We start from the raw sequence: 21,414 nt of genomic DNA on the forward strand, positions 1-21,414 counted from the left end.
CACCCACAACACCCCCATCAACTGGACCACCCACTTCACCAACACACCCACCACCGACCTCCCCACCTACCCCTTCCAAACCACCCACTACTGGGCCAAGTTGTCGGCCGGGAGCGGTGATCCGAGCGGGTTGGGTCAGCAGGCGGCGAACCACCCGTTCCTCGGGGCGTCGGTGCACCTGCCGGACGGGGCGGCACTTTTCACCGGGAGGATCTCCCTCGCGGACCACCCGTGGCTCGCCGACCACGCCGTCGGCGAGACCGTGCTGCTGCCCGGCACCGCATTCGTCGAACTCGCCCTGCACGCAGGTGAAGGGACCGCGCACCAGGCGGTCGAGGAGCTGACGCTCGAAGCGCCGCTCGTTCTGCTTCCGGGCCAGGCGATCCAGCTTCAGGTCACGTTGGGCGCACCTGACGACGCCGACCGCCGTACCCTCACCGTCCACTCCCGGCCGGAGCCGGGCGCGGGCGCGGCTCATGACGACCCCGACGCCACCGCCTGGACCCGGCACGCCACCGGCACCCTCACCACCACCCAGGCGCCCGAGCCCCCGCTGACGCCGGCCGACGCCGCCTGGCCGCCCCCCGGCGCCACCCCGATCGACCTCGCCGACGCCTACGACACCCTCGCCGACCAGGGCTACACCTACGGCCCGGCATTCCAGAACCTCACCGCGGCCTGGCAGGACGGCGACGACCTCTACGCGGAGATCGGGCTCGCCGCGGACCAGCAGGCCCAGGGCGCGCGCTTCGGAGTGCACCCGGCGCTGCTGGACGCGGCGCTGCATCCGGTGGCGCTGGCGGCGCAGGCGCAGGCGCGGCTGCCGTTCGCGTGGAGCGGGGTGCGGGTGCACGCCACCGGCGCCACGGCCGCCCGCGTCCACCTGACGCGTACCGGCGAGGACTCCCTCGCGGTCGAGCTGGCGGACGCGGCCGGGCAGGCGGTGGCCACCGTGGAGCGGCTGACGACGCGCGTGCTGGATGCCGCGCAGGTCGCGGCGATCGGACGGCAGCCGGTGGAGGGCCTGTACGTCGAGGCGTGGGCGCCGCTGGCGGTCGAGGCCGCCGGTGCGGCGCCGGCGGACAGCTCGCGATGGGGTGTGCTGGGCGAGCCCGGGGAGTGGGCGCCGGGGCCGGTGTACGCCGACCTGGCCGCGGTGCCCGACGCCGACGGCCGGCCCGAGGCGCTGGTGCACTTCCTTCCCGCCACCGCCGGCGACTCCACCACCGCCGGCGACTCCGCCCCCGGCGACAAACCCGCAACCGCCACCCGCGACCACCTCGACGTCCCGGGCCGGGCGCACGCGGCGGCCGAGCGTACGTTGCTGTTCCTGCAGTCCTGGCTTGCCGACGACCGCCTGCTGGACGTCCATCTGGTGCTGGTCACCCGTGGCGCGGCCGCGGTCGGACCGGGCGATGACCCCGACCTCGTGCAGGCCACCGTGACCGGCCTGGTCCGGACGGCGCAGAGCGAGTTCCCGCAGCGGATCACGCTGGTCGACAGCGACGGCACGGCGGAGTCGGGACAGGCCCTCGCGCGGGTGGTCGCGGCGGCCCGCGCGGCCGACGAGCCGTATGCCGCGGTTCGCGCGGGTACGGCGTACGCGCTACGGCTGACGCGGCACGTCGCGGCGCCGGACGACGGGGCGACCGTGCCCAGCGGCCATCCGGAGGGCACCACCCTGATCACCGGCGGCACCGGCGTGCTGGCCGGACTCACCGCCCTTCACCTCGCCGAGCACCACGGCCACCGCCACTTCCTCCTCGCCAGCCGATCCGGCCCGCAGTCCCCCGCCGCGACGGAACTCACCACCGCCCTGGCCCACTTCGACGCCACAGCCACCGTCGCCGCCGCCGACACCGCCGACCCCGACCAACTCGCCACCCTGCTCGCCGGCATCCCCGACGAGCACCCCCTCACCACCGTCATCCACGCCGCCGGCACCCTCAACGACGCCACCCTCACCACCCTCACCCCCGAACAACTGCACGCCACCCTCACCCCGAAAATCGACACCGCCTACCACCTCCACACCGCCGACCTCCCCCACCTCCAGCACTACGTCCTCTACTCCTCAGCCGCCGCCACCCTCGCCAACCCCGGCCAAGCCAACTACAACGCCGCCAACAGCTTCCTCGACGCACTCGCCCACCACCGCCACACCCACCACCAACCCGCCACCAGCCTCGCCTGGGGCCTGTGGGAACAGACCAGCTCCCTCACCGGCACCCTGGACACCGGGCAGCGCCGGCGGCTCACCCGGCAGGGGCTCCAGCCCCTCACCACCCCGCACGCCCTCTCCCTCCTCGACACAGCCCTCGCCGCACCCGATCCGGTGCTGCTGCCGGTCAGTCTCGACGCTCGGGCGCTGCGGGCGCTGTCGCCGACGCCCGCGCTGCTGCGGCAGCTGGTGCGGCGGGCGGCGCGACGGGGGCCGGACGGATCGTCGCGGCCCGCGGCACTGGCGGGTCTGCCGCCGGAGGAGCAGCGGCGCGAGGTGACGCAGTTGGTACGCGGCACGGTCGCCGCGGTGCTGGGGCACGCGGATCCGTCGGCGGTCGACACGGCACGGCCTTTCAAGGAGCTGGGGTTCGACTCGCTCACCGGGGTCGAGTTGCGCAACCGGCTGGACGCGGCGACCGGGCTGCGGATGCCGGCGACGCTGGTGTTCGACCAGCCGACCCCGTCAGCGGTGATCGAGTTCGTGCTGGGACGGCTGGCCGACTCCCGGCCGGGCCCGGCGGCGCAGCTTTTCGCGGAGCTCGACCGGGTGGACGCCGCGATCGCCGGGTTCGACGCGGTCGACGAGGCGGCGCGGGAGAAGGCCCTGTCCCGGGTGCGCGGCATCCTGTGGAGCCTGGAGGCGGCCGCGGGCGGCGGCGCTGCCGACGGGGCCGACATCGGTGGCGGCACGAACGGCGCCGACATCAGCACGGCGACCGCTGAGGACCTGCTGGACCTGATCGACCGCGAGTTCGACCTCGGCGGCTCGGCTTCGGAGGGCGCGTGAGCGGCCCGCAGCCAGGCACTGCGGCCGGACCGCCGGGCGCCGCACAAGGTCTCCGCAAGCCGGGCTTTAGCGCCGGTCATGAGCATGAGGCGGTACGACCGCGGACTGCCGTCCACAGCGCCGCCGCCCCTCAATCCCACCTCCCTATAGCCGATCTTGCCGAGAGGACCAGGATGTCCGTGCCCGAGGAGGATGTGTTCGGGTTGCTGCGAGCCGGGCTCGCGGCCGGTGCGTACCCGCGGCTGCGGGGGCTGCTCGCCGGCCTGCGCGACGCCGACCTGCAGCGTGCCGGCCGGCTGCTGGCGCGGCTCGACCCGGCCGAGGTGCTGCGTGAGCACCCCGGCACGCCGGTGGTGAAGGTCGCCGTCACCGGTCATGGCACGCTGTCCGCGCTGGTGCCCGCGCTGACCGTGCAGGCGGCCCGGCACGGGCTGCTGCTGCGTCCGCACGTGTCGGCGTTCGACAGCTGGATCTTCGAATTGTCCGATCCCGGCAGCGGGCTGTACGCGGCCGACGGCGACCTCACGCTGTGCGTGCTCGACCCGTTCGTCGTTTTCGACGAGGTGCCGGTGCCGTGGGGGCCGGCGGACGTCGAGCGGGTGCTCGGGGAGAAGCTGGCCACGCTGGAGCGGCTGGTGAAGACCTTCGACGCGGCCGGTCGCGGCGGGGTGCTGGTCCTCAACACGATTCCGCTGCCTCGCCGTTGGTCCGCGCAGCTGGTGGACCTGCGGTCGCGGGCGGAGCTGGGTGCGGTGTGGCGGGAGGCCAACGCCCGGTTGCTGCGGCTGGCCGGCGCGTCCGTCGCGGTCGTGGACCTCGACCCGCTGCTGGCGGAGGGGGTGCCGGTCACCGACCCGCGGCTGAGCGCGTACGCCAAGGAGCACCTGTCGGCGGAGCTGATCGCCGGCTATGCCCGCGAGGTGGTGCACCTGGCCCGCGGCGGAGCCGGGCGGACGAAGAAGGCGCTGGTCGTGGACCTGGACGAGACGCTGTGGGGCGGGGTGCTCAGCGAGGACGGCGTCGACGGCATCGAGATCGGCGAGGGCTACCGGGGTGAGGCCTTCGCGGCCTTCCAGCGGGTGGTCAAGCAGATCGGCTCGCAGGGTGTGATCCTGGCCGTGGCCAGCAAGAACGACGCCGAGCCGGTGGCGCAGGCGCTGCGCGAGCGGGACGGCATGGTGCTGCGCGAGGAGGATTTCGTCCGGGTGACCGCCAACTGGCGGCCCAAGCACGAGAACCTGACCGAGCTGGCCGCCGCGCTGAACATCGGCGTGGACAGCCTGGTCTTCGCCGACGACAGCCCCTTCGAATGCGGCCTGGTGGGGCGCCAGTTGCCCGATGTGGCGGTGGTGCGGCTGGACGAGGAGCCGGCGCTGCACATCGAACGGCTGCTGGCCGACGGCTGGTTCGACGTCCGCGAGGTGACGGCGGAGGACCGGGCCCGGACCTCGCGCTACCGCGACGAGCTGGTGCGGGCCGACTTCCGGGAGGGCTTCACCTCCGTGGACGATTACCTTGCGGAGCTGGACATCCGGGTGGACCTGGCCGTGCCCTCCGACCGGGAGGTGCCGCGGGTGTCGCAACTGACCCTGCGCACGAACCAGTTCAACCTCACCACCCATCGGTTGCAGCCCGCCGAGGTGAGTGCGTGGATCGCCGACCCGGCCGGGCTGGTGCTGCGCATCGCGTCCTCCGACAGGTTCGGCGAGAACGGCCTGGTGGGCGCGGTTTTCGCCCGCTGGGAGGAGAAGGTGCTGCGGATCGACAACATCGTGCTGAGCTGCCGGGTGTTCTCCCGCGGCATCGAGCAGACGTGCCTGGCCGCGGTGCTGGCGCACGCCCGGGCGGAAGGCGCGAGCGCGGTGACGGGCGACTACCGGGCGACGGCGAAGAACGCGATGGTCCGCGACTTCTACCCGCGGCACGGCTTCGTCCGGCTGGACGACGGCGACGGGTCCGCCGCGTCCTTCCGCCTCGACCTGCACGCCTCGCCGGACGCGGACGGAACCGGCGGGACCGAGGGGACCGGCGCCGCCGGCGGGACCGGCGGGACCGGGACCGGCGGGACCCGAGCCACCGACGGGACCGGCTTTCCGGCCCACGTACAGCTGACGACGACACTGAGCGGGGTACCACGATGACCGAGGGCAGGACGACGGCCGGCAGCGTACCGGCGGCGGGCACCGCCAACGATGTGCGGGAGCTGAAGCAGTTCGTCGAAGTGCACGCCAAGGCGCAGCAGTTGAGCCCGCGGACCTATCAGCCGCTGCTGGCGCGGATCACCGGCGACGGCGAGGGCACCCCCGGCTCGTGGGTGTACGAGTGGAGCCGGGCGGCGGCGGAGGCCGAGGCGGCCGGCCGGCTGCTGGAGGCCAGCCGCTACTACAACATGGCGCGCTTCCCGTTCGTCAACGGCCCGGCCCGCCAGGAGGCGCTGGACCGCTGCGTGGCCGCCTTCGACGCCTGGCGCAGCACCCAGAAGGGCATCGAGCGGCTGGACGTGGACCTGCCGGCCGGCAGGGTGCGCTGCTGGACCTCGGGGCTGCCCGCGGCCGGTTCCGACGGGAAGCGGCGGCCGCTGCTGCTGGTCACCGGCGGCATCGTGAGCGTCAAGGAGCAGTGGGCGCCGATCCTGGTGCAGGCCACCCGGCTGGGGGTGGCGGGCGTGGTCGCCGAGATGCCCGGAGTCGGCGAGAACACCCTGCCGTACGACGAGGACAGCCCCGCGATGCTGTCGGCGATCCTGGACGCGGTCGGCGAGCGGGCCGACACCGAGCGGACGTACCTGGTGGCGTTGAGCTTCAGCGGCCACATGGCGCTGCGGGCCGCGGCGGCCGATCCCCGGATCAAGGGGGTGATCACCGCGGGCGTGCCGGTCAGTTCGTTCTTCTCCGACCGCGACTGGCAGGCGCGGGTGCCGCGGGTGACCGTCGACACGCTGGCGCACCTGCTCGGCACGACCCCGGGCGGCGTCGGCGACCGGGTGGCGGGCTGGGGCCTGACCGACGGCGAACTGGGCGCGCTGGACGTGCCGGTGGCGTGCCTGTGGAGCCGTCGCGACGAGATCATCCCGTCGGCCGACCCGCAGGCGCTGCGTCGCTCGGTGCGCCGGCTGGACCTGGTCGACAACGACGACGTGCACGGCTCGCCGTCGCACCTGCTCGAGACGCGGGTGTGGGTGCTGCTGTCACTGCTGCGGATGCTCGGCGTACGGGACGTGAAGCGGCTGGTGTTCGGCGCACTGTGGCGTGCGCTGCGGCTGGCCGGCCGGCGGCGCGGGAACTGACCCGCGCCGCAGACGGGGAGAGGGTGGGAGTGGGTATGGCGGACGAGGCGAAGCTCGTCGATTACCTCAAGCGGGTCACCGCGGACCTGCGGCGGGCCCGGCAGCGGGTGCGGGAGTTGGAGGCCGAGCGGACGGACCCGATCGCCGTGGTCGCCATGGGCTGCCGCTACCCGGGCGGGGTGCGCGGGCCCGAGGACCTGTGGCGGCTGGTGTCCGAGGGCGTGGACGCCATCGGCGGCTTCCCGACCGACCGCGGCTGGGACCTGGACGCGCTGTACGACCCGGACCCGGAGCGGCCCACCACGTCGTACACCAGGCGCGGCGGTTTCCTCTACGACGCGGACCGCTTCGACGCCGACTTCTTCGGCATCAGCCCACGCGAGGCGCTGGCCACCGACCCGCAGCAGCGGCTGCTCCTGGAGGTCGCCTGGGAGACGCTGGAGCGGGCCGGGATCGACCCGGCGGAGCTGCGCGGCAGCGACACCGGGGTGTTCGCCGGGGTGATGTACGACGACTACGCCTCCCGCCTGCACCAGGTGCCGGACGAGGTGGCCGGTCTGATCGGGAACGGCAGCGCGCCGAGCGTGGCGTCCGGCCGGATCGCGTACACCTTCGGCTTCCGCGGCCCCGCGGTGTCGGTGGACACCGCGTGCTCCTCGTCGCTGGTGACGCTGCACCTGGCCGCGCAGGCGCTGCGGGCCGGCGAGTGCTCGCTCGCGCTGGCCGGCGGCGTCACGGTGATGGCCACGCCGGGGCTGTTCGTGGAGTTCAGCCGGCAGCGCGGGCTGTCGGCGGACGGCCGCTGCCGGTCCTTCGGGGCCGGCGCGGACGGTGCGGGCTTCTCCGAGGGCGTGGGCCTGCTGCTGCTTGAGCGGCTCTCGGACGCACGCCGCAACGGCCATCCGGTGCTCGCGCTGCTGCGGGGCAGCGCGGTCAACCAGGACGGCGCGAGCAACGGCCTGACCGCCCCCAACGGCCCCTCCCAGCAGCGGGTGATCCGGCAGGCGCTGGCCAGCGCGCGGCTGCGCGCCGACCAGATCGACGTGGTGGAGGGGCACGGCACCGGCACGTCGCTGGGCGACCCGGTCGAGGCGCAGGCGGTGCTCGCCACGTACGGCGCCGACCGGCCTGCCGACCGGCCGCTGCGGCTCGGCTCGGTCAAGTCCAACATCGGGCACACCCAGGCCGCGGCCGGCGCCGCGGGCGTGATCAAGATGGTGATGGCGATGCGGTACGGGGTACTGCCGCGCACCCTGCACGCCGAGGAGCCCTCGCCGCACGTGGACTGGAGCGCCGGCGCGGTGGAGCTGCTGACCGAGGAGGTGCCCTGGCCGGGCGGGGCCGAGCCGCGCCGCGCGGCCGTGTCGTCCTTCGGGATCAGCGGCACGAACGCCCATGTGATCCTGGAGGAGGCGCCGCCGGCCACCGACGGCGGGGACGAGGGCGAGGACGCGGCCGACGGGTCCGCCGCCGAGCCGGCCGAGGTGTTCGCGCCGCCGCTCGCGCCCTGGGTGCTGTCGGCCCGCACCCCGGATGCGTTGCGGGCGCAGGCGGCGCGGCTGCTGGACGCCGTGGCGGCGCCCGCGGGCGACGGCCACGACCCGGTCGACGTCGGGCGGGCGCTCGCGTCCACCCGCAGCGCCTTCGAGCACCGTGCGGCGGTCGTCGCCGAGGACGCGGCGGGGCGGTCGGCCGCGCTGGCCGCGCTGGCCGCCGGCGGCACCGCACCCGGGCTGCTCACCGGTGCAGCCGTCAAGTCGTCCACGACGGCGTACCTCTTCACCGGGCAGGGCAGCCAGCGGGTCGGAATGGGACGGGAGTTGTACGAGGCCTTCCCCGTCTTCCGTGAGGCGCTGGACGAGGTGCTGGCGGAGTTGGATCCGCTGCTGGAGCGGCCGTTGGCGCCGCTGCTGTGGGCGGCGCCTGGTTCCGAGGAGGCCGCGCAGCTGGACCGTACGCGCTTCACGCAGCCCGCGCTCTTCGCCGTGGAGACCGCGCTCTACCGGCTGCTCACCACCCTCCGGCCGGCCCCCGACCTGGTGGCCGGCCACTCGGTCGGCGAGCTGGCCGCCGCCCACGCCGCCGGGATGCTGGACCTGCCGGACGCGTGCCGGCTGGTCGCGGCCCGCGGCGCGCTGATGGACGCGCTGCCCGCGGGCGGGCTGATGGCGTCGCTGCGCGCGTCGGAGGCGGAGGTCCTGGAGTCCCTGGGCTCGGTCGCGGGCCGCATCGGGATCGCCGCGGTCAACGGCGCGCAGTCCACCGTGGTCTCCGGGGACGCCGACGCGGTGGCCGAGGTCACCGCCCGCTGGCGGCAGCGCGGCCGGCGGGTCAAGCAGCTGCGGGTCAGTCACGCCTTCCACTCCGCGCACATGGACGGCATGCTCGCCGACTTCGAACAGGTCGCGGCGGAGATACGTTTCCGCGCCCCTTCGATCCCGGTGGTCTCCGGCCTCACCGGCCGGCCCGAGGAGCGGATGGCCACGCCCGCGTACTGGGCCGAGCAGGTGCGCGGCGCCGTACGCTTCCACGACGCTGTCCGGCACCTCGCCGGCGCGGGCGTGACCGTCTTCGTGGAGGTCGGCCCGGACGTCGCGCTCTCGCCGATGGCCCAGGAGAGCGGCACCGCGGGCGCCGTCGTCGTCCCGACGCTGCGCCGCGACCGGCCCGAAGCCCGCACGTTGGCGCTGGCGCTGGCCACCCTGCACGTCAACGGAGTGCCGGTGGACTGGAGTCGCTGGTACGGCACGCCGGGGCCGCGGGCTGCGGCCCGCCATGTGCCGCTGCCGACGTACCCGTTCCGCCAGGTGCGCTACTGGCTGGACGAGCCCGCCGCGCAGGCCCCGCGGAACCGCTCCGACGACGTCTTCTGGGACGCGGTGACCGCGGGCGACGTCGACGGCGCCGCGACGGCCCTCGGCCTGGCCGACGGGACCGGCCCCGCCCTCGACACGCTGCTGCCCCAACTCGCCGCGTGGCGGCGCCGCCACACGTGGTGGTACCGCTTCGACTGGCGCCCGGCGGCCGGCCCCGCCGCGGCCTCCGCCGCCACGGCGACCGGCCCGGGCCGCTGGCTGCTGCTGGGCGGCGAGGACGGCGCGGTGGGCGAGGCCCTGACCGCGGCAGGCGCGCAACTCGGCCACGCCGGCGCTCCGGACGCCGCCGAGTGGCCGCGGCTCGCCGCCGACCCCGCGCTCGACGGGGTGCTGCTGCTTCCCGGCGCGGTCAGCGGACCGGCGGAACTGGCCCGGTTCGTCGGGGAATTGGGTGCCGCCGGGCTACGAGCCCCGCTGTGGGCGGTGACGCGGCAGGGGGTCGCGGTCGACGCCGACGACGACAGTCCCGCGATCGGCCAGGCGCCGTTGTGGGATCTGCCCGGCGGGGTGCCGTGCGGGCTGGTCGACCTGCCGGCCGAGGTGGACGCGGCCGCGGGCGCCGCGTTCGCGGCCGCGCTGGCGCAGGGCGGCGAGGACCGGGTCGCGGTCCGCCGCACGGTGACGTGGGTGCGGCGGCTGCTGCCGGTTCCGGCGCCCGAGCCCGAGCCGAAGATCGCCGCGGCGCTGCGGTCCGGTACCGCGCTGGTGGCCGGATCGGGCCCGCTGGCAGGGGAGTTCGCGGCCGCGCTGGCCGCCCAGGGTGCGGGCCGGGTCCTGCTGGCCGGTCCGGACGCCGGCGCGGTGGCCGGGGCCGGCGTCACGCCGGTGGAGTGGGCCGCGGGCGACGAGGCGGCACTGGCGGCGGTCCTTTCCGGCCTGCCGGCGGACTTCCCGCTGGCCGCGGTCGCCGTGGTCGCCGAGAGCGGCACGCCCTCGGCCGCGTCTGCCGCGGGGACGGCGCACCTGCTGGACCGGCTGACCCGCGCCCACGACCCGGCGGCCTTCGTCCTGCTGTCCGACGCCCTGCTGCCCGCCCTCGGCTTGCGGCAGCCCGAAGAACCCGCCGCCCACGCCCCGTTCGAGGCCCTCGCCCACGCCCGTCGCGACGCGGGACTGCCCGCGGTGGCGCTGGCACTGGGCCCCTGGCAGCCCGACGGCGCCCCCGGGGTGCGCCCTGTCACCGTCGGCATGCTCACCCACGTGCTGGCGGGAACGGCCGTGTCGCTCGCCGTCGCGGACATCTCCTGGCAGGAGTTGGACGCCGAACAGCTCGCCGCGGCGCGGGCGTTGCCGCTGCTGCGGGACGTGCCCGAGGTCACCGCCGCCGGCGGGGCCAGCGGCGGGCCGGACGCTGCCGGACAGTTGCGGGAACGGCTGGCCACCGTGCCCGACGGGGCGCGCCTCGACGTCCTGGTCGAGCTGGTGCGGGCGCACGCGGCCAGCGTCCTCGGCCACGAGTCGGCCGCGTCCGTACCCGAGGAGGCGAGCCTGCTCGACCTGGGGTTCTCGTCCTTCACCGCGCTGGAGATGCGGGGGCTGCTGAGCGAGGACACCGGCCTGGACATCTCCGCGATGGCCGTCTTCGACCACCCGACCCCGCGTGCGCTGGCCCGCCACCTCCACGAGGCGCTCATCGCCGCCCACCCTTCAGGTGGGTTTTAGACGCTCTGGCGATATTGGCGCAAGAGTGCGGCCGGCCGGCCGACGGAGCGAAGGAGACGGGCTTGCTAGGCAGCCGAGGCGGGGGCTCGAAGCAGTCAGGGATGGTTATCAGGACGGTCGCGGCAGGACTGGTGTGTCTGACCGCGGCGGCCTGCACGTCCGGTGGCTCCAAGGCCGGCGGCGACAGCGGCACCCCCACCGCCGGCGGCGACCTGAAATTCGCCACCTCTGTGGAACCGGAGTGCCTGGACCCCGAGGTCGGCGCCCGCGACGTGGACGCGCTGATCGACCGGAACATCTTCGACTCGCTGGTGGAGCAGGCCAAGGGCGGCACTTTCAAGCCGTGGCTGGCGACGTCGTGGACGGTCTCGCCGGACCAGCGCACGTACACCTTCACCCTGCGCCCGGGGGTGCTCTTCCACGACGGCACGCCCCTCGACGCGGCGGCGGTCAAGGCGACGCTGGACCACGCCGTCGACCCCAAGGCCCGCTCCTACTACGCGGCGAGCCTGATCTCCGCCTACAGCGGTGCGACGGTGGTCAACGCGACGACGATCGCGATCCACCTCTCGCGCCCGTCACGGCCCTTCCTGCAGGCCCTGTCGACGCCCTACCTGGGCATCCAGTCGCCGAAGTCGATCCGCGAGAACGGCACGAGCCTGTGCCAGAAGCCGGTGGGCTCCGGCCCGTTCGTCTTCGACAACTGGGCCAAGGGCACCAGCGTGAAGCTGTCGCGCAACCCGAAGTACGCCTGGGGCCCGCCGACGGCCGCCCACACCGGGCCGGCCCGGCTGAACAGCCTCACCTTCAGCTTCGTGTCGGAGGACTCCGTCCGGCTGGGCGCGCTGACCTCCGGCCAGGCCGACGTGATCAGCGAGGTCCCGCCGCACGACGTGACCGTGGTGCGCAAGGTCGACCAGCTGCTGACCGCCCCCGAGCCGGGCGCCGTCTACACGCTGCTGCTGAACACCAGGTACGGACCCCTGACCGACGAGCGCGTCCGCAAGGCCTTCCAGCGCTCGGTCGACTTCGGCAAGCTGGTGGACTCGGTCTATGCCGGGCAGTACAAGCGCTCCTGGAGCGTGCTCTCGCCGGCCACCCCCGACTACGACAAGGCCACCGCGAACAGCTGGCCGTACGACCCCGCGCTGGCGGGCTCGCTGCTGGACCAGGCCGGCTGGACCGGCCGGGACGCGCAGGGATACCGCACCAAGGACGGCAAGCGGCTGACGCTGCGCTGGCCGTACTCGGCGACGATGCAGCGCGACCAGCGGGTGGTGTTCGGCCAGGGCATCCAGGCCGAGGCGAAGAAGGTCGGCATCGACGTGCAGTACGCCAGCGAGGACCCCGGCAAGCTCGGCGCCGACCTCAACAGCGGCAAGAACCTCGACATCTTCGCGATGAGCTTCGTGCGCGCCGACCCGGACATCCTGCACTTCTACTTCGGCTCCGACCAGACGGTGGCCAAGGGCGGCGGGAACATGTTCCAGCTGTCCGACGCCTCGCTCGACGGCTGGTTCGGCACCGAGATCGCCACCTCCAGCCCGGCGGCAGCCACCACCGCGGTCGCCGCCGCGCAGCAGTACATCAACCAGCACGCGCTGGCGCTGCCCACGTACGCCTCGTCGTACCTGCTGGGCGCGGCGCACAAGGTGCACGGCATCACCTTCGACCCGACCGCCTACCCGCTGTTCTACGACGTCTGGCTGGGCAAGTGAGCCCACAGGACACGCAGGACCGGCCGGACACGCGGGACGGGCAGGTGAAGGGCGGCGGGCCGGCGGGTTCGCCGGGTACGGCGAACCTGTGGCGGTGGCTGGTACGCCGGCTGCTCCTGTCGGTCGTGGTGGTGCTCGGGTCGGCGACGGCCGCCTTCGTGGCGCTGTACCTGCTGCCGGGCGACCCGGTGCAGACCATGCTCGGGCCCACCGGGCAGACCCCGGCGCTGGTCGCCGAGGTGCGGCACGAGACCGGCTTCGACCACCCGGTGTACGTGCGGTACGGGCTGTTCATGGGGCGGCTGCTGCGCGGGGATCTCGGCCAGTCCTACCAGCTGCACCAGTCCGTGAAGAGCCTGATCTTCGACCAGCTCGGCTCGACGGTCGAACTGGCGGTGACCGGTTTCGTGCTGGCGCTGGTGGTGGCCACGGTGCTCGCCGTGACCACCGCCGGGCGCCGCCCGCTGCTGCGGGGCCTGGCCTCCACCCTGGAACTCGTGCTCGCCTCGCTGCCCGGGTTCTGGATCGGGGTGCTGCTGCTGACCTTCTTCTCCTTCCGCTGGCAGCTCTTCCCCGCGGTCGGCGGCAGCGGCGTCAACGGGCTCGTACTGCCGTCGGTGACGCTGGCGCTGACGCTGCTCGGCGTGTTCGCGCAGGTCATGCGCGAGGGCATGGAAAGGGCGCTGAGCGAGCCCTTCGTGCTCAGCTCCCGGGCGCGCGGCGCGAGCGAGACGACGGTACGGGTGCGGCACGCGCTGCGGCACGCCATGGTGCCGATGGTCACGCTGTCGGGCTGGTCGGTCGGCGCGCTGCTCAGCGGCGCGGTGATCATCGAGACGATCTTCAGCCGGCCGGGCCTCGGACGGGTGCTGGTGTCGGCGGTCAACAGCCGGGACCTGCCGGTGATCAGCGGTGTGGTGGTGGTCTCCGCGGTGGCCTTCAGCGCGGTCAACCTCCTCACCGACGTGCTCTACCGCGTGGTCGACCCACGACTGAAGGAGGCGCAGGCATGACGCGACGCGTGCTGGCGGCGGAATTGGTACTGCCCGGCGGCGACCAGGAGGCCGTGCCGGACGGCGCGGTGCTGGTGGACGGCGACACGATCGCCGACGTCGGCCCCAGGGACGCGGTGATCGGACGCGCCCCCGCGGGCACCCCGGTGCAGGAGCTGGGCGCGGCCACGCTGCTGCCCGGCCTGATCGACTGCCATGTGCACCTGGTCTTCGACGCGAGCGAGGACCCGCTGACCGCCTTCCTGGCGGCCGACGACGCGGCGCTGCTGCCGGCGATGGTCGGCCGCGCTGCGCGGCTGCTGGACGCGGGTGTGACCACCGCACGCGACCTGGGCGACCGCAACGGCCTGGTGCGCAAGGTGCGGGACGCGATCACCGCGGGCGACATCCCCGGGCCCCGCCTGCTGTCCGCCGGCACGCCGGTGACCGTGACCGGCGGCCACTGCTGGTTCCTCGGCGGCGAGGCCGACGGACAGGACGCGGTGCGGGCCGCGGTGCGCCGCAACCTGCGCGACGGCGCCGACCTGACCAAGATCATGGTCACCGGCGGCACCATGACCACGACCGGGCCGCGCCCCCACCAGGTCCAGTTCACCGCCGCCGAACTCGCCGCCGCCGTCGAGGAGTCGGCGCGCTTCGGCCGCCGGGTCGCCGCGCACGTGCATGGCACCGAGGGCATCGAGGCCGCGCTGGAGGCGGGCGCGGACACCCTGGAGCACTGCACCTTCGCCTCGGCGGTCAAGGGCCAACCGGCCCACAAGCACGAGCTGATCGACCGGATGGCCGCCGACGGGGTCTTCGTCTGCCCGACGTTCAGCAGCACGCTGGACTCGGTCGCCCGCGAGCGCGGCGCCGACACCATCCAGCCCTATCTCGACCTGGTGCGGCGGGAGTACGAGGCCGGGGTGCGGCTGGTGGCCGGCACCGACGCGGGCGTGCACCTGGCCACCTTCGAGGGCTACGCGGAGGGTCTGCTGTGGTACGAGCGGGCCGGGCTGCCGGTGGACGCGGTGCTGAAGATGGCCACGTCGGAGGCGGCCGCCGCACTCGGCGTCTCGGACCGCACCGGGCGTATCGCGCCGGGTCTGGACGCCGACCTGCTCGTCGTACCCGGCGACCTGCGCGAGGACCTGCGGGCGCTGCGCGACCCGCTGCTGGTGCTGGCCCGCGGCCGCGTCCACGTGCCGCCGGCGGCGGCGGAACGCGCGGTGCTGAGGCCGCAGGAGAAGGTGGCGCCGTGACCAGGACAGGTGCGGGCGCCGGCGGGGCGGCCTCATGAGCGCGCTCGGAACGGTCGACGGGCCGGGCTCGGTGGTCCCGCGCGCGCGGTCGCGCGGGGCGGTGCGGCTGCCGGCCTGGAGCGTGCTGATCGCCGGCCTGGTGGTCGCGCTGGTCCTGGTCGCCGCCCTCTTCCCCGGCGTGCTGACCTCCACCGACCCCAACGCCGTCGACCCGATCGCGGCCCTGGCCCCGCCCGGCGGCGGGCACCTGCTGGGCACCGACCAGCTGGGCCGGGACGTGCTGGCCCGGATCATCTACGGCGCCCGGCCGTCGCTGCTGATCGGTGTCGGCGCGACCGCGATCGCCGTCGCCGCCGGATCGGTCCTCGGTATCCTCGCCGCGACCGGCGGCCGGGTGCTCGACGAGGCGATCATGCGGCTCACCGACGTCTTCCTCGCCTTCCCCGGGCTGCTGCTCGCCCTGGTGGTCGCGGCCGTGCTCGGCCCCGGCACCGGTGACGCCACCCTCGCCATCGGCGCCTCGCTCACCCCCGGCTTCGTCCGGCTCGCCCGCGGCCAGGCCCTGGTGGTCAAGAACGCCGACTACGTGCGCAGCGCCGTGACGTACGGGCGCGGGCGGCTGAGCAACGGCGTTCGGCACCTGCTGCCGAACACCCTGCCGCCGCTGCTGGTGCTGGCCAGCATCAACATCGGCACGGCGGTGATCGCCGGCTCGTCGCTGAGCTTCCTCGGCCTCGGCCCCAAGGCGCCCACGGCCGAGTGGGGCGAAATGCTGTCCGACGGACGGGACTTCCTCGCCACCGCGTGGGCGATGGCGGTCTTCCCCGGTGTGGCGATCACCGTCACCGTCGTCGCCGTCAACATCCTCGGCCGCGACCTGAGGCGGCGCTTCGAAGGGCGGGAGGGATGATGACGAAATACCCGAACGGGCCTCAGGAGCACGGTAGTTCGTCCGCCAGCCCCCGGGACGCGCAGGCCGAACGGCCGCAGGAGCCCGGCGCGCGGGCGGTACGGCCGCTGGTCGCCGTCGAGGACCTGCGGGTGTCCTTCCGCGGCGCCCGGGGCGTGGTCGTGGAGGCCGTACGCGGGGTGGACCTGGCCATCGCTCCCGGCGAATGCCTGGCCGTGGTCGGGGAGTCCGGGTCGGGCAAGAGCGTGACCGCCCGTGCGCTGGTCGGCCTGGCGGGCGCGGGCGCGACCGTGCGGGCGGCCCGGCTGGAGGCCGACGGTCGCGACCTGCGCGGCCTGGACGACCGGCAGTGGCGGGAGATCCGCGGCCGCCGGATCGGGCTGATGCTGCAGGACGCGCTGTCCTCCCTCGATCCGGTCCGCACGGTCGGCGCCGAGATCGCGGAGGCACTGCGGGTGCACCGCGTCGTGCCGAGGGCCGAGGTGGGCGGCCGGGTGGTGGAACTGCTGGCCCAGTCGCGGGTGCCCGAGCCGGAACTGCGTGCCCGGCAGTATCCCTACCAGCTGTCCGGCGGCCTGCGGCAGCGCGCGCTGATCGCCTCCGCGATGGCCGCGGACCCCGGCGTGCTGATCGCCGACGAGCCCACCACGGCGCTGGACGTCGCGGTGCAGGCGCAGATACTCGACCTGCTCGCGGCGAAGAAGGCCGAGGGCACGGCGGTGCTGCTGATCAGCCACGACCTGGCGGTGGTGGCGCGGCTCGCCGACCGTATCGCGGTGATGTACCGCGGGGTGTTCGTCGAGACCGGCACCGCTGAGCAGGTGCTGCGCGCACCGTCCCACCCCTACACCCGGCAACTGCTGGCCGCGGTGCCGTCCGCGCACGCCAAGGGCACCCGGCTGTCGCCGTGGCCCGGCGGCCGGGCCACCGCGGGCGGCGCATGGGACGGCACCGGCTGCGCGTTCGCCGACCGCTGCCCGCTGGCCGTCGACCTGTGCCGCGAGCAGCAGCCGCCGGACGTGCCGGCGGGCGGGGACGCCGAGGCCGGCGCCGCCGGCGGTGAACACCGCGCGCGCTGCTCGCGGTTGGACGTGCCCTGGCCCGCGCCCGCCGCGGTCGCGGCCGGCCGCGGCCGCGGTGGCGACCAGCGGACCGTCCTGGAAGTGAGCGGCGTCAGCAAGAGCTTCGCCGGGCCCGACGGCGTCCGCCGGCTCGCCGTCGACGACGTGTCCTTCACCCTGGATGCCGGCGAGACGCTGGGCGTGCTGGGCGAGTCCGGATCCGGCAAGAGCACCACCGCGGCCGTCGTGCTGGGCCTGCTGGAGCCCGACGCCGGGTCGGTGCGGGTGCTGGGCCGGCCCTGGTCGGGGCGGCCGGAGTCCGAGCGGCGGCCGGTGCGCAGCCGCGTGCAGCTCATCCACCAGGACCCGCTTGGCTCCTTCGACCCGCGCTTCACCGTGGAGCGGGTGATCAGCGAGGCGCTCGGGACACCCGGGCGGCGCACGGTGCGCCGGGAGCGCGCCAGGATCACCGAACTGCTGCGGCTGGTCGGCCTGGACCCGGCGCTGGCGGGCCGCCGCCCCCGGCAGCTGTCCGGCGGGCAGCGCCAGCGGGTGGCCATCGCGCGGGCCATCGCACCGGAACCGGACATCGTCGTCTGCGACGAGCCGGTGTCCGCACTGGACGCCTCGGTGCAGGCGCAGATCCTCGACCTGCTCGCCGACCTGCAGGAACGGCTGGGCATGGCCATGCTGTTCATCTCGCACGACCTCGGCGTCATCCACCACACCAGCGACCGGGTGCTGGTGATGCGCCAGGGGGTCGTGGTGGAGAGCGGCCGGGTCGAGGAGGTCTTCCTCGCCCCGGCCCACTCCTACACCCGGGAACTGCTCGCCGCCCTCCCGAGGGTGGACGATCCCGCGGCCGTACCGGACAAGGAGGTCCGGACCGTCTCCACGGCCAAGGCGGCCGCACCGGCGGAGCCCGTAGCGGGCGACCCGCCGGCCGGCCCGACCTCCCCGCCACCTTCTACCGCTCGGACCGCCCGCAAGGAGGCACCGCTGCGCTGATGCCCGGCGCCCCGGCCGTCCGATGGCCCGCCGCACCGCCCGACCGGAGAACGACGAGGACCCGCCATGACGCCTGACCCGTCCGCCCGTTCCGCAGGTGACTTCGCCGCCGACACCGACACCGCCGACTGGGTCCGGGTGCACCGCCCGCGCCCGGACGCCGCCCTGCGCCTGGTGTGCTTCCCGCACGCCGGTGGCGCCGCGTCCGCCTTCTACCCGTGGGCGGTGGCGCTCGACGACGTCGAGGTGCTCGCCGTCCAGTACCCGGGCCGCCAGGACCGGCGCGCCGAGCCGCTGGTACGCGACCTGGCGCGGCTCGCCGCGCTGACCGCGCCCGCGGTGGCCGCCGTGCTGGACGACGGCCGCCCGTACGCCTTCTTCGGCCACAGCATGGGCGCGGCGCTCGCGTTCGAGGTGGCCAGGCTGCTGGAGGGGCAGGGCAGGGGGCCGTCGCTGCTCGCGGTCTCCGGCCGCCGCGCCCCCTCGCTGCCGGCCACCATCGGCCCGGTCGTCCTCGGCCTGGACGACCCGGGCCTGGCCGCGCACCTGGGGGACCTCAGCGGCACCGACCCGCGGCTGCTGGCCGACCCGGAGGTCCGCCAGATGATCCTGCCGGTCATCCGGGCGGACCTGCACGCCGCGGAGACCCACCTGCTCCCCCGCGGCACCACGGTCCGCGCCCCGATCCTGGCCCTCACCGGGGACAGCGACCCCTGGGCGACGGTCACCGCGTCCCGCGCGTGGGCCGCGCACACCACGGGCGGCTTCGAATTCCGCGCGCTGCCCGGCGGCCACTTCTACCTGGTCGAGCACCAGCGGGAAGTGCTGTCGCTGCTGACCGCCCGGCTGTCCGCGGCCGCCGCCCGCACGGCGGTGGAGGCGAAGGGCTGACCCGGGGATTCCGGGACCGGGCGGCCGCGGCGGGAACTCGGCGACGTGCCGCGCCTCTTGGGGCCACAGACGGCGCCGCGGGCGCCCGGGAAGCCGGGCGGAAATTGGCATGGTCGGACTCGTTGCGCTTCGACAATTCGACTGTCATCGTATCGGCCAATCCCCCGATGACGGCAGCGAACTGCTTCACCCCACTGTCGAAGCGCTTCGACAACGCGTCTCCCACGCGTGGCCGTCACGGCTCACGAACGGAGTCCCCCATGCGTAGAACCCTTCGCGCGAAACCCCGCGTCGTCCTGCTCGGCCTGGTCGCCGCCGCGGCCGCCGCGGTCGGGCTGGCCGCGGCGCCGGCCCAGGCCGCCACCTGGTCGTCCGGCGACCAGTGGGCCACCTGGTCCAACGGCGGCTACACGCTCTACAACGACGTCTGGGGCAGCGGCGCCGGCCCGCAGACGATCTGGGCCAACTCGTACAGCAACTGGGGGGTGTGGGCGAACCACCCCAACACCGGCGGCGTCAAGTCGTACCCCAACGCGACCCGTTACGTGGGCAGGAAGCTCAGCACGCTGCACTCCGTCAGCTCCGGCTTCAACGTCAGCGTGCCGTCGAGCGGCGCGTACGAGACGGCGTACGACATCTGGGACACCAACAACGCGTACGAGATCATGCTCTGGATGAACAAGACCGGCGCGGTCGGCCCGCTGGGCACATCGCAGGGCACGGTGAGCGTCGGCGGCAGCACGTGGACGGTCTACAAGGGGAGCAACGGCGCCAACGCCGTCTTCTCCTTCGTCCGCACCTCCAACACCAGCTCCGCCACCGTGGACGTGCTGGCCGTCCTGAACTGGATCAGGAACACCAAGGCCTGGTTCGGCGACATCACCCTCGGCAATGTCCAGTTCGGCTACGAGATCACGTCCTCCTCCGGCGGCCTGGACTTCACGACGAACTCGTTCTCCGTGTCGTCCTCCTGAGGCTCCGGCATCCCTGATGCGTGCCCCTCACGGACCGGCGCGCCCTGAGGTATAGTCGACTTCGGTTACTCGAACTCGACTATGATCTCTGGGGGGTCGGATGCCGCCGCGTGCGCTGCGGACACCGCTGACGCTCGCGGTGCTGAGCCTGCTGCGGGAAGGCCCCCGGCATCCCTACGAGATCCAGGCGCTGGTCCGTGAGCGGCACGTCGACCAGGTCGTGAAGATGCGCGGCGGTTCGCTCTACGACGCGATCGGCCGGCTGGCCGACGCCGGCCTGATCACCGCCGTCACCTCGGAGCGGGCCGGTGCCCGGCCGGAGCGCACCGTCTACGCGATCACCGCCGAGGGCGCGGCCGTGGCCGACGCGCTCGTCCGGGACTATCTGCGCACCCCTGCCCAGGACTTCCCGGTGTTCGTCACCGGTCTCGCGCACATCCTCAACCTCGACGCGGCGACCGCGGCAGACCTGCTGCGGCAGCGCAGGACCGCGATCCAGGCCACCTACGACCAGGTCGCGGGCCGGCTGGCCGCCGACACCGCGGACCTGCCGCGGGTGGTGACCCTGGAGGCCGAGTACGCACAGGCGCTGCGCGTCGCGGAGGTGGCCTGGCTGGACCGGGTCATCGGCGACATCGACGCGGGCGCCCTGCCCTGGCTGGAGCCGGCGGACGTGCCGCCGGCCGGCGGCACATAGCCGCGCACGGACATCCGCACGGACAATCGGAGGAATCGCATGGGAACGGTCGTGTTGGCGGTCGACGTGGTGCGCGACGACACCGGTGTCCTCGACGTGTCATGGGAGTTGGCCGGCGCGGGTCCGGTGGAGCTGGCGGTCGGGCCCACGCCCGAGTCGGTCGACCACGGCCGCCCGGTCGCCCTCGTCGACGGCGGTTCGACGCGGGTGTCGCTGAAGGAGCTGGGCCCCGGCCGGCACTACGTGTCCGTCGTGCCGGCCGGCGGCGGCGCCGCGGTGCTCGCCGCCGAGCGGGTCGTACCGCTGGAGGGCGCGAGCAACTTCCGCGACCTGGGCGGCTATCGGACGGCGGACGGCGGCCGTACGCGGTGGGGCATGGTCTTCCGCGCCGACGCGCCCGACCGGCTGACCGCCGCCGACCTCGCCGCGATCGACCAGCTCGGCCTCCGGGTGGCCTACGACCTGCGCACCGACGACGAGCGGACGAAGGCGCCGTCCGCGCTGCCCGCGGCCGTCCGGCACGTGCCGTTCGCCATCGGCGGCGACGCCTCGCGGCCCAACCCGCTCGGCGACCTGTTCCGCAGCGGCCGGGTCGCCGAGGTCCCCGACGACCTGCTGCACCGGATCTACCTGGACATGGGCGAGCAGGACGCGGCCGTGCTCGGCCGGGTCCTCACCGGGCTTGCCGCGCCGGACGGCCTGCCCGCGGTGATCCACTGCACCGCGGGCAAGGACCGTACCGGTATGGCGGTCGCGCTGCTGCTGTCCGTGCTGGGCGTGGACGACGCGACGGTCCTGGACGACTACACGCTCAGCAGCGTGTACTTCAGCGAGCGCCGGGTGGCCCACCTGCTGCCCAGGCTCGCCAAGCTGGGCCTGGACCTCGCCCGCTACCGGGAGGTGTTCGGCGCGCCCCGGCACGCGATGGCGGCCACCCTGGAGGCCCTGCGCGGGCGGTACGGATCGGTGGAGGACTACCTGACCGGGCCCGGCGGGGTGACGCCCGGGACGATCGCGACGCTGCGGGAGCGGCTGGTGGCACCCGCCCAGGTGTGAGGCACAAGCGT

Annotated in this window: 13 protein-coding genes; all 13 read left to right on the top strand. The window is 74.5% G+C overall.

What is annotated here, in order from left to right; translation table 11 throughout:
* A partial coding sequence (locus tag BUE44_RS25220; protein ID WP_143172581.1) for a type I polyketide synthase occupies positions 1-3,010 on the top strand: 3,010 nt, incomplete at its 5' end.
* 173 nt (positions 3,011-3,183) lie between these two features.
* Positions 3,184-5,151 (top strand): HAD-IIIC family phosphatase, encoded by a 1,968-nt coding sequence (locus BUE44_RS25225; RefSeq protein WP_073501294.1) that lies wholly within the window; start codon positions 3,184-3,186, stop codon positions 5,149-5,151.
* Positions 5,148-6,296: an alpha/beta hydrolase gene (locus BUE44_RS25230; RefSeq protein ID WP_073501295.1), complete on the top strand. Its 1,149-nt coding sequence runs from the start codon at positions 5,148-5,150 to the stop codon at positions 6,294-6,296. The genes BUE44_RS25225 and BUE44_RS25230 overlap by 4 nt, the downstream gene beginning before the upstream one ends.
* Before the next feature lie 29 nt (positions 6,297-6,325).
* Positions 6,326-10,834 (top strand): type I polyketide synthase, encoded by a 4,509-nt coding sequence (locus tag BUE44_RS25235; RefSeq protein ID WP_407640055.1) that lies wholly within the window; start codon positions 6,326-6,328, stop codon positions 10,832-10,834.
* Between the two features lie 101 nt (positions 10,835-10,935).
* A complete protein-coding gene (locus BUE44_RS25240) occupies positions 10,936-12,552 on the top strand; it encodes an ABC transporter substrate-binding protein (RefSeq protein ID WP_073501297.1) in 1,617 nt (538 codons plus the stop codon).
* Complete coding sequence (locus tag BUE44_RS25245; RefSeq protein WP_235002437.1) at positions 12,549-13,565, top strand: ABC transporter permease; 1,017 nt, start codon at positions 12,549-12,551, stop codon at positions 13,563-13,565. Before BUE44_RS25240 ends, BUE44_RS25245 begins: the two co-directional genes overlap by 4 nt.
* The gene (locus tag BUE44_RS25250) at positions 13,562-14,806 is read left to right on the top strand and encodes an amidohydrolase family protein (RefSeq protein WP_073501298.1); all 1,245 of its coding nucleotides are present in this window, start codon (positions 13,562-13,564) and stop codon (positions 14,804-14,806) included. Before BUE44_RS25245 ends, BUE44_RS25250 begins: the two co-directional genes overlap by 4 nt.
* Before the next feature lie 34 nt (positions 14,807-14,840).
* On the top strand, positions 14,841-15,716 hold the full coding sequence (locus BUE44_RS25255) for an ABC transporter permease (protein WP_073501299.1): 876 nt from the start codon (positions 14,841-14,843) through the stop codon (positions 15,714-15,716).
* Positions 15,713-17,785: an ABC transporter ATP-binding protein gene (locus BUE44_RS25260; protein WP_235002439.1), complete on the top strand. Its 2,073-nt coding sequence runs from the start codon at positions 15,713-15,715 to the stop codon at positions 17,783-17,785. The genes BUE44_RS25255 and BUE44_RS25260 overlap by 4 nt, the downstream gene beginning before the upstream one ends.
* 66 nt (positions 17,786-17,851) lie before the next feature.
* Entirely contained in the window at positions 17,852-18,676 is an 825-nt protein-coding gene (locus BUE44_RS25265) for a thioesterase II family protein (protein WP_073501301.1), read from the top strand.
* 260 nt (positions 18,677-18,936) lie between these two features.
* Positions 18,937-19,650 carry a glycoside hydrolase family 12 protein gene (locus tag BUE44_RS25270; protein ID WP_073501302.1) on the top strand — a complete coding sequence of 238 codons (714 nt, stop codon included), beginning with the start codon at positions 18,937-18,939 and terminating at the stop codon, positions 19,648-19,650.
* Between the two features lie 100 nt (positions 19,651-19,750).
* Positions 19,751-20,347: a PadR family transcriptional regulator gene (locus tag BUE44_RS25275; protein WP_073501303.1), complete on the top strand. Its 597-nt coding sequence runs from the start codon at positions 19,751-19,753 to the stop codon at positions 20,345-20,347.
* A gap of 39 nt (positions 20,348-20,386) precedes the next feature.
* Positions 20,387-21,403: a tyrosine-protein phosphatase gene (locus tag BUE44_RS25280; RefSeq protein WP_073501304.1), complete on the top strand. Its 1,017-nt coding sequence runs from the start codon at positions 20,387-20,389 to the stop codon at positions 21,401-21,403.
* Positions 21,404-21,414: the final 11 nt, after the last annotated feature.

The sequence above is a fragment of the Actinacidiphila paucisporea genome (genome assembly GCF_900142575.1).
Lineage (GTDB): Bacteria > Actinomycetota > Actinomycetes > Streptomycetales > Streptomycetaceae > Actinacidiphila > Actinacidiphila paucisporea.

Coding starts and splice junctions, on each gene's coding strand:
- BUE44_RS25255 (WP_073501299.1), top strand. CDS start 14,841: ATGAGCGCGCTCGGAACGGTCGACGGGCCGGGCTCGGTGGTCCCGCGC.
- BUE44_RS25240 (WP_073501297.1), top strand. CDS start 10,936: ATGGTTATCAGGACGGTCGCGGCAGGACTGGTGTGTCTGACCGCGGCG.
- BUE44_RS25275 (WP_073501303.1), top strand. CDS start 19,751: ATGCCGCCGCGTGCGCTGCGGACACCGCTGACGCTCGCGGTGCTGAGC.
- BUE44_RS25280 (WP_073501304.1), top strand. CDS start 20,387: ATGGGAACGGTCGTGTTGGCGGTCGACGTGGTGCGCGACGACACCGGT.
- BUE44_RS25260 (WP_235002439.1), top strand. CDS start 15,713: ATGATGACGAAATACCCGAACGGGCCTCAGGAGCACGGTAGTTCGTCC.
- BUE44_RS25265 (WP_073501301.1), top strand. CDS start 17,852: ATGACGCCTGACCCGTCCGCCCGTTCCGCAGGTGACTTCGCCGCCGAC.
- BUE44_RS25270 (WP_073501302.1), top strand. CDS start 18,937: ATGCGTAGAACCCTTCGCGCGAAACCCCGCGTCGTCCTGCTCGGCCTG.
- BUE44_RS25230 (WP_073501295.1), top strand. CDS start 5,148: ATGACCGAGGGCAGGACGACGGCCGGCAGCGTACCGGCGGCGGGCACC.
- BUE44_RS25250 (WP_073501298.1), top strand. CDS start 13,562: ATGACGCGACGCGTGCTGGCGGCGGAATTGGTACTGCCCGGCGGCGAC.
- BUE44_RS25225 (WP_073501294.1), top strand. CDS start 3,184: ATGTCCGTGCCCGAGGAGGATGTGTTCGGGTTGCTGCGAGCCGGGCTC.